The sequence below is a fragment of the Streptomyces sp. NPDC048639 genome (assembly GCF_043199075.1).
GTDB lineage: Bacteria > Actinomycetota > Actinomycetes > Streptomycetales > Streptomycetaceae > Streptomyces.
In genome coordinates, this window is sequence record NZ_JBICVP010000016.1 from 82842 (window position 1) to 90601 (window position 7760).

A 7760-nucleotide genomic window follows, 5' to 3' on the forward strand; every position below is an offset into this window, starting at 1 on the left:
ATCCTGGCCGCCCCCGCCCCGGTCCCGATGACCAGCCGTACGACCGGGCGCGACCGAACCAAGGCGAAGGCCCCCGCAAAGCAACATCCGCGGGGGCCTTCGCCGTTCATCAACGCTCCCGGCGGGAGCGATCGTGCTACGCCCCGACCTCGCCGAGAATCCGCAGGATCTCCTGCTTGCCACCGGCATCGACGAGCCGCTCCCGGAAGCCGGTGTCCATCAGCTTCCGGGACAGCAGCGCCAGGATCCGGAGGTGCTCGTCGCCCGCTGTGGCCTCGGGCACGGCGATCATGAACAGGAGCCTGGCCTTCGTACCGTCCGGTGAGCCCCACTCGATGCCCTCGGCGGAGCGGGCGAAGCCGACGACGGGAGCCGTGACCGCGTCCGTTTTGGCGTGCGGGATGGCGATTTCCTCACCGAGCCCGGTGGTGCCCTGGTCCTCGCGCAAGAAGACGGCCCGTACGAGCTCCTCCGCATCGGCGACCTTGCCGCTCTCCGCCAGGAGTTCGGCGAGTTCGCGAATAGCGGTGTCCTTGGTGTCCGCGGCGAGTTGCTCCGCCACGGTCCCGGCGGTGATGTGTCCGGACAGGACGTCGTGTTCCCCGGCCAAGGGCTCACCCGGGGCCGCGGCTGCGTCGTCCGCAGCGGCGGTGGCCGCGACTCCGTCGTCCTCGGCGGCGATGGGCTCGGCGGCGATGGGCTCGTCAGCGACGGGTTCGGCCCTGGTACCCGGCTCCGCGACCGTACGCACCGGCGCGGCGACCGCGGTGGCCACCGCCCCGCCCATCGTGCCCAATTCGCTCGCGCCGCCCCCCGGCCCGGCGCCCACCCCGGCCGGTACCGGCTCCGGCATGAGGGGGGAGGCCGCGGCGGGCGCCTTCTTCGTGCCGTCCGAGCTCTTGCCGAGCGCCATGAGCGTGACCGTCGTCAGCGCGGTCGCAGCCGTTCCGATGGCGATCGCGACGAAGAACATCGGAACCCCGCCGACCGCGCCCAGTACGGCCACGATCGGACCGCCGTGCGGCACGTTGTCCTGGACCGCCGCGAGACCCGCGACGGCACCGGCGACCGCGCCGCCGAGCATGTTCGCCGGAATGACCCGGGCGGGACGCGCCGCCGCGAACGGGATCGCGCCCTCGGTGATGCCGAAGAATCCCATGAAGAGCGCCGCGAGACCGGTCTCCCGCTCCTGCTCGGTGAAGAACTTGCGGCGGATGAGCGTGGCGATGCCCTGCCCGAGCGGCGGCACCGGAATGGCCGCCGCGCACATGCCCATGATCTCCGGGTTCTTCGAGACCAGACCGGCTCCGAAGAGGAACGCGGTCTTGTTGACGGGCCCGCCCATGTCGAACGCGATCATGAGGCCGAGGATGATGCCGAGCAGCGCGGCGCTCGAACCGGTCAGCCCGCCGAGCCAGCTGGTGAGGTGCTCGAAGATCCACGCGATCGGCCTGCCGATGACGTAGATGAAGAAGAGCCCGAGCGAGGTCGTCGCGACGATCGGGATCACGATGATCGGCATGATCGGCTGGACGAATTTCGGGACCTTGACCTTCTTGATCCACAGCACGATGTAACCGGCGAGGAAGCCGGTGACGATCGCGCCGATGAAGCCCGCTCCGGCCTCCGATCCGTACAGCTCACCGGTGTTGGCGATCCAGCCGCCGATCATGCCCGGCACGAGCGCGGGCCGGTCCCCGATCGCGTACGCGATGTAGCCCGACAGAATCGGGATCATCAGCGTGAAGCCGATCACGCCGATGTCGAAGACGTGCTTCCAGAACGAGCCCTCGGGGATCGCCAGACCGTCCTTGGCCGACGGGTCGCCGCCGAGTGCCAGGGCCACAGCGATCAGCAGCCCGCCGACCACGACGAACGGGATCATGTACGAGACGCCGTTCATCAGCGCCTTGTACGTGGTGCTGCGCTCCTTGCCGCCCCCGGTCGCGGCGGCTGCCCCTCCGCCGGATCCGCCGCCCTCGCCGCCGCCCCGGTGGACGGGGGCGCTCTGCACACGCTCGATCAACTGCTCGGGGTGGCGGATGCCCTCGGCGACGCCGACCACGAGCACCCGCTTGCCGACGAAGCGACTGCGGTCCACGTCCTTGTCGGCCGCGATGATGATGCCGTCCGCGTCGCTGACATCGTTGTCAGACAGGACGTTCTCGGCCCCGATCGACCCCTGGGTCTCCACCTTCATCCGGTGGCCGAGCGATTCCGCGGCCTGAGCCAGCTTCTCCGCGGCCATGTACGTGTGGGCGATGCCAGTGGGGCAGGCGGTCACTGCGAGCAGTTTCAGCCCTTTCCCGCTCGTCCCCGCAGCGTTGGGGGGATCAGCCGGACTGGTCACGTGGGTCTCCTTACACCTGTGCGCACGCGAGTCGTGCAAGTGTTCTCGTGCGCCACGCATCCTGCAATACCCGCGGAACGGATCGGCACAGGGGGTTCGCCCCGCCCCAACAGCTCTGTCACACCCGCGCGTCCCGCTGCGCCGACCCGCCCGTCCTGCCGGGCGTCCTCTCCCCTCCACCCGGCTCCCTCCACCCAGCGCGAGCGTTCCGCCACCCTCACCCTCGACTCGACTCGACGGGACCCGCTCCCGCGACCCGCCCCGCCGGATCGGTTCCGACCACGACGGCCGACCGACCACGACGGCAGACCGTCCACGACGACCCGACCGACCACGACGGCCGAAGGAAGCGCGGCCCGCGCCGCTGGTCGGCCGTCCCGCTCCTCTTCCGAATCCCCGAACCGTTCCAACACCCGCTCCGGCGACCGCATCAGCATGGTTCCGCCGAGCCCAGGCCTCCCCGTCCCGGTTTCGACCACCGGACGTGGCCGAAACCGCGCCCCCGGAGGCGGGCTGGGGCGCCCCGGGCCGATCGGTGTAGATTCGTGACAGACAGACGTCGCTGCTGATGGCGGTCGGGCGTGCCCGCTCTGCGGGCCACCGAGGGAGAGAGGGCCTCCGACGGACTGCGCTGCGGACGTTGGCCCCCGGGCCCGCTGCCGCAGTCGAGTCGTGTCCACCTCTCGCTCGAATCCACGAGGAGCAGCCCGTATGACGACAGCCGCCACCGGTCAGGACTTCAAGGTCGCCGACCTGTCCCTGGCCGCCTACGGCCGCAAGGAGATCACCCTCGCCGAGCACGAGATGCCCGGTCTGATGGCGATCCGCAAGGAGTACTCCGCCGCACAGCCCCTGGCCGGTGCCCGTATCACCGGCTCCCTGCACATGACCGTGCAGACCGCCGTGCTCATCGAGACCCTCGTCGCCCTCGGCGCCGAGGTGCGCTGGGCGTCCTGCAACATCTTCTCCACCCAGGACCACGCCGCCGCCGCCGTCGCGGTCGGCCCGAACGGCACCCCGGAGAACCCCCAGGGCGTCCCGGTCTTCGCCTGGAAGGGCGAGACGCTGGAGGAGTACTGGTGGTGCACCGAGCAGGCGCTGACCTGGCCGGACGCCGCCACCGGCGGTCCGAACATGATCCTCGACGACGGTGGCGACGCCACTCTCCTCGTCCACAAGGGCGTCGAGTTCGAGAAGGCCGGGACCGTGCCGGACCCGTCCACCGCCGACAACGACGAGTACCGCATCATCCTCGAGGTGCTGACCCGCACCATCGGCGAGAACGCGCAGAAGTGGACCCAGCTCGCCTCCGAGATCCGCGGTGTCACCGAAGAGACCACGACCGGCGTCCACCGCCTGTACGAGATGCAGCAGGCCGGCTCGCTCCTCTTCCCGGCGATCAACGTCAACGACGCCGTCACCAAGTCGAAGTTCGACAACAAGTACGGCTGCCGCCACTCGCTGATCGACGGCATCAACCGCGCCACCGACGTCCTCATCGGCGGCAAGGTCGCCGTGGTCTTCGGCTACGGCGACGTGGGCAAGGGCTGCGCCGAGTCCCTCCGCGGCCAGGGCGCCCGCGTCATCGTCACCGAGATCGACCCGATCTGCGCCCTGCAGGCCGCCATGGACGGCTACCAGGTCGCGACCCTCGAAGATGTCGTCGACACCGCCGACATCTTCATCACCACGACCGGCAACAAGGACATCATCATGGCCGCCGACATGGCCAAGATGAAGCACCAGGCGATCGTGGGCAACATCGGCCACTTCGACAACGAGATCGACATGGCCGGCCTCGCCAAGATCCCCGGGATCGTCAAGGACGAGGTCAAGCCGCAGGTGCACACCTGGACCTTCGAGGACGGCAAGAAGCTCATCGTGCTGTCCGAGGGCCGGCTGCTGAACCTGGGCAACGCCACCGGTCACCCGTCGTTCGTGATGTCCAACTCCTTCGCGAACCAGACCATCGCGCAGATCGAGCTGTTCACCAAGCCCGAGGCGTACCCGACCGGTGTCTACGTCCTGCCGAAGCACCTGGACGAGAAGGTCGCCCGACTGCACCTCGACGCACTCGGCGTCAAGCTCACCACGCTGCGCCAGGAGCAGGCCGACTACATCGGCGTACCGGTGAAGGGTCCGTACAAGCCGGACCACTACCGCTACTAAGAGCAGACGGCACGACAGCCACCAGCCGATGAGACCGGGTCCCCGCCACCGGCGGGGACCCGGCCCCTCGAGGACCACACCATGCCCCGCGGCCGCTACTCCCGCCATGACCCCCATGACCACACCCCCCTGGGAGAAGAGCACTTCCAGTGCGCCCCCGGACCTTCCGGATGGCGCTATGTCTCGCAGATCACCGCGCCGCCCGGCGCGGGGCGCGGCGATATCCAGGGGGACAGTGCCGTCACCGGATCCGTCGACCTCACCACCGATGAACTCGGCCGCCCCATCCGCCTCGAACTCCGCGCCGCCGACTGGCAGGTTCGCGGTGCCGCGCTCGACGGCGTCACCTGGGTCCGCACCGACCCCTCCGGCACGCACGCCACCGAGGGCAACGTCAAAGCCCATGCGTTCACCGGTGCATCCCCCGCATTCCTCGTCGCCACGACCCGCATGCTGCGCCTCACCCCCGGCGCCCCCGCCACCCGTATCCGCCTTGTCGCCCTCACCGAGCCCGTCCTCGCCCCGCGCACGCTCGACCAGTCCTGGGCTCTGCTCGGGAGCGAAGCACACACCACTGACAACGGCCCGCTGATGGTGGACAAATACCAGGTCACCGAAGTGGATACGGGCGAGCAGCACACGATTCACATCGCCGGGGACGTAGTCCTCTCCGCCCCCGGCATCGAACTCGAAGCCCTCGAATCCCCGCCCTCGGTCTTCGGCTGACGGCCGCCTCCGATTCAGGCAGGCGGTACGAAGCCCGTAGGCGGAGACGGCTCCCGGGTCGCCTGCTCGGGTGCGGGGGCCGCGACATCGCCCGGTTCTGCGTGTGCCACCGCTCCGGGACCTACGGCGGGTGACGCCGGGACAGGCGCATTCACCACAGGGTGTGGAGCCACAGCACCGCCGGGCTCCGACTGCGGCTCCACGCCGGACTGCCCCGGCGCGAATGGTTCGGCCCATATGCCCGGCGCTGCCGACCACGCACTGGCCGGAACCCCGTTCCCGTGTCCCTGCGCGTTGCCGAAACCGCCGAACGCCCGCTGTGCGTCCCGCGCCTGCCGCTCCCCGGCCACCGCCGCGAGATAGACCCCGGGCGGTACGCCGTCCGGCACCGGCGCCCCCGTGCGTGCCGCGACATCGCCCGCGAGCTGCGCCGCGAGCTGGCCGCTCACCTGCGGATCGAGCTGTCCCATCCGCGTCAGGTACTGCCGTACGGCCAGCCACAGCCCATCGGGAACGCGCGACAGGTCGAGCCTCCCCAACTGCCCGGCCAGCCAGGGTGGTGGTGCCGGTATCCGCACGGACCGTGGTGACGGTATGCGCTCCCGTACGACCAGTGTTCCGGCGAAGACGTCTCCCAATCTCCTCCCGCGCGCCGACACCAGCGAGGCGATCACGGCGACGACGCCGAGCGTCATCAGGATCTCGACCACCCCCATCGCGCCGCGCACCAGAGCGTGCCGGAAACGGATCGGCCCCCCGTCGTCCCGCACCACGCGCAGCCCGCACGCCGCCTTCCCCAGGGACCGCCCGTGGCTGATGGTCTCCACGGCGATCGGTGCTCCCACGAGCACCAGCACGAACGTGGCCACCGAGACCGCCGCACTCGCCGCCGCGTCCAACGACGCCGTCGCGGCGGCCAGTCCGGCCGACACCGCGATGTAGACGGAGAAGATCACGACCAGATCGATGACGATCGCAAGGGCGCGGCTCGGCAGCTTCGCGGGACGCAGTCCCAGTACGACCGCCTCACCTGTCACCAGTTCGCTCACGTGCGACGTCCTCCCTCTCCCCAGCCGTTCCCGCCCCGACCCGTACGGACCGTACGCCCGTACGACCAGTCTGCCGCCGACAGCCCTCCGTCTGCCAAGCTGAGTGCGCATCCGTACCCGTAGGAGCAGCCTCATATGGACCTCGACGTCTTCGTCGCCGCACACCGTGCCGAGTGGGACCGTCTGGACGAGCTGCTGCGCCGTCAGCGCCGCCTCACGGGCGCGGAAGCCGACGAACTCGTCGCTCTCTACCAGCGCACCGCCACCCATCTGTCCCTGATCCAGTCCAGTGCACCCGACCCGCAGCTCACCGGGCGCCTCACCCAGCTCGTCGCGCGGGCGCGCAGCGCGGTGGCGGGGGCCCGCAAGGCGAGCTGGCGCGATGCCGTCCACTTCCTGGCAGCGGGATTCCCCGCAGCGCTCTACAGGACGAGGCGGTGGTGGGTGACGACCGCTGTCGTCTCGACGGTGCTGACCGCGGTGATCGGCTGGTGGATCGCCTTGCACCCCGAGGTCCAGGCGTCGATCGCCGCCCCGGACGAACTCCGGCAGCTGACGCGCCCCGGCGGCGAGTACGAGACGTACTACTCGAGCCACGCGGCGGCGGCCTTCGCCGCCCAGGTGTGGACGAACAACGCCCAGGTCGCCGCCACCTGCCTGGTCCTTGGCGCCTTCCTGGGCATCCCGGTGCTCTGGGTCCTCTTCCAGAACATGCTCAATCTGGGGGTCGGGCTCGGCCTGATGTCCTCGGCAGGGCGCCTCGACACCTTCCTGGGACTGATCCTCCCGCACGGCCTCCTGGAGCTGACCGCCGTCTTCGTCGCCGCCGGCACAGGCCTGCGCCTCGGCTGGACGGTCATCGACCCGGGTCCGCGCTCACGCCGGACCGCCCTCGCACAGGAGGGGAGAGCCGCCATCGGCATGGCCATCGGCCTGGCCGTGGTCCTCTTCGTGTCCGGGGGGATCGAAGGCTTCGTCACCCCCTCCGGCCTGCCCCCGTGGGCGCGCATCGCCATCGGTGTCGCGGCGGAGGCGGTGTTCCTCGTCTATGTCTTCGTGATCGGCCGTCGCGCCGCCCGAACGGGCGAGACGGGCGACGTCGATTCGGCGGACCGCAGCGCGGAGCTCCCGACCGCGGCCTGATGTGCATCGAGGGCCCGTGACCTGGTACTGTCCTATCCGCCCCGCGAAACCCGTTGACACGGGTGGACTGGGGAGGTAGATTCGAACGGTTGCGGAGAGCTGGACAGGCTCGACCGCAGGAACTAGAATCCACTGCGCTCCGGATGGAATTCAATTCCTCTGGAGTGCTTTCATGGCCCTCCAACGGCCTCCGGACAGAATTCAGGTCGGAAAAGACCCGGATGAGAATCTGGTAAGGTTGGAAACACCGAAGGGAAGCGCCCGGAGAAACCAGGGATGGTTTCAAAGGAAGCGTCCGTTCCTTGAGAACTCAACAGCGTGCC

The 7760-nt window shown here is 69.8% G+C and carries 5 protein-coding genes; 3 read left to right on the forward strand and 2 right to left on the reverse strand.

Going from position 1 to position 7760, the window contains the following annotated elements:
* Positions 1-136 precede the first annotated feature (136 nt).
* Positions 137-2350, reverse strand: coding sequence for a fructose-specific PTS transporter subunit EIIC (locus tag ACGFNH_RS31920; RefSeq protein WP_393659757.1), 2214 nt, complete (start codon positions 2348-2350; stop codon positions 137-139).
* A 711-nt stretch (positions 2351-3061) separates the two neighbouring features.
* Here ACGFNH_RS31920 and ahcY point away from each other — a divergent pair.
* Together ahcY and ACGFNH_RS31930 are read left to right on the forward strand one after the other, a co-directional pair.
* A complete protein-coding gene (gene ahcY, locus ACGFNH_RS31925) occupies positions 3062-4519 on the forward strand; it encodes an adenosylhomocysteinase (protein WP_393659758.1) in 1458 nt (485 codons plus the stop codon).
* 81 nt (positions 4520-4600) lie between these two features.
* Positions 4601-5245: a hypothetical protein gene (locus ACGFNH_RS31930; RefSeq protein WP_393659760.1), complete on the forward strand. Its 645-nt coding sequence runs from the start codon at positions 4601-4603 to the stop codon at positions 5243-5245.
* Between the two features lie 14 nt (positions 5246-5259).
* On the opposite strand, the gene ACGFNH_RS31935 is transcribed toward ACGFNH_RS31930, so the two are convergent.
* Positions 5260-6294 (reverse strand): RDD family protein, encoded by a 1035-nt coding sequence (locus tag ACGFNH_RS31935; RefSeq protein ID WP_393659762.1) that lies wholly within the window; start codon positions 6292-6294, stop codon positions 5260-5262.
* A 135-nt stretch (positions 6295-6429) separates the two neighbouring features.
* On the opposite strand from ACGFNH_RS31935, the gene ACGFNH_RS31940 reads away from it, so the two are divergent.
* A complete protein-coding gene (locus ACGFNH_RS31940; RefSeq protein WP_393659764.1) occupies positions 6430-7437 on the forward strand; it encodes a stage II sporulation protein M in 1008 nt (335 codons plus the stop codon).
* Positions 7438-7760: the final 323 nt, after the last annotated feature.

Bases quoted from the DNA above. Each gene is read 5' to 3' on its own strand.
- ahcY (WP_393659758.1), top strand. From the start codon at position 3,062: ATGACGACAGCCGCCACCGGTCAGGACTTCAAGGTCGCCGACCTGTCC.
- ACGFNH_RS31930 (WP_393659760.1), top strand. From the start codon at position 4,601: ATGCCCCGCGGCCGCTACTCCCGCCATGACCCCCATGACCACACCCCC.
- ACGFNH_RS31940 (WP_393659764.1), top strand. From the start codon at position 6,430: ATGGACCTCGACGTCTTCGTCGCCGCACACCGTGCCGAGTGGGACCGT.